The organism is Serratia odorifera (assembly GCF_041448735.1).
Taxonomy (GTDB): Bacteria; Pseudomonadota; Gammaproteobacteria; order Enterobacterales; family Enterobacteriaceae; genus Serratia_F; species Serratia_F odorifera.
In genome coordinates, this window is record NZ_JBGMUT010000065.1 from 1 (window position 1) to 609 (window position 609).

Here is a 609-nt window from a genome sequence, read left to right on the forward strand (position 1 = left end):
TTGAATCTTGATACCTGCAGTTTGTGCACAACCACCTGACCCAGGATATACATGTGCTAAATGTTTCGGTACTTGGAAAATCGTCGCATCTAAAATACGGATTCGTTGAAAATACGTGAGTGCTGCACTTGAAATGGCTGATGTTTTACAAAGTTTACTTTTCCATAATGCAGAAAAAATATATTTCAAAAATTCAACCGCTTTTTTATCAAAGCGTTTATTGAGTCCTTCTGGACTCATAAGAGTGCCTGTGGCGGCGTGTAATTGACTGCATAGTCGAACGAGAGAATCACTCGCTGTACGTTGACTGACCCAGATACATATGGTAGCTAATTCATTTCCTGAAAACTTTCGTTTTCTTTTTACAAAACCTAATTCTTTAGCGAGTTCTTCCAAAAGAGAAGGGGTTAAATGACGATACAGCTCTTCAGAAAATAGTTGTAATTCATCTTGAATTGAAAGATTCATAAAAAATGTCATCCTTTCTAGCTAGCTTTTTAGAAAGAATAACGTTTTTTGACACTTGGGGGTAGTGCAAATTCTTAAGTTGATGGGCATGGGGTACCGCCAGCATTTCGGAAAAAAACCACGCTAAGCAAAAAACTAGCC

At 37.8% G+C, this 609-nt stretch carries 1 protein-coding gene; it reads right to left on the minus strand.

The genetic code is table 11. The features are described from left to right. Positions 1–468 (minus strand): IS4 family transposase (locus ACCC84_RS23870; protein ID WP_371902434.1); only part of this gene is annotated, 468 nt, incomplete at its 3' end. Between the last annotated feature and the right edge of the window lie 141 nt (positions 469–609).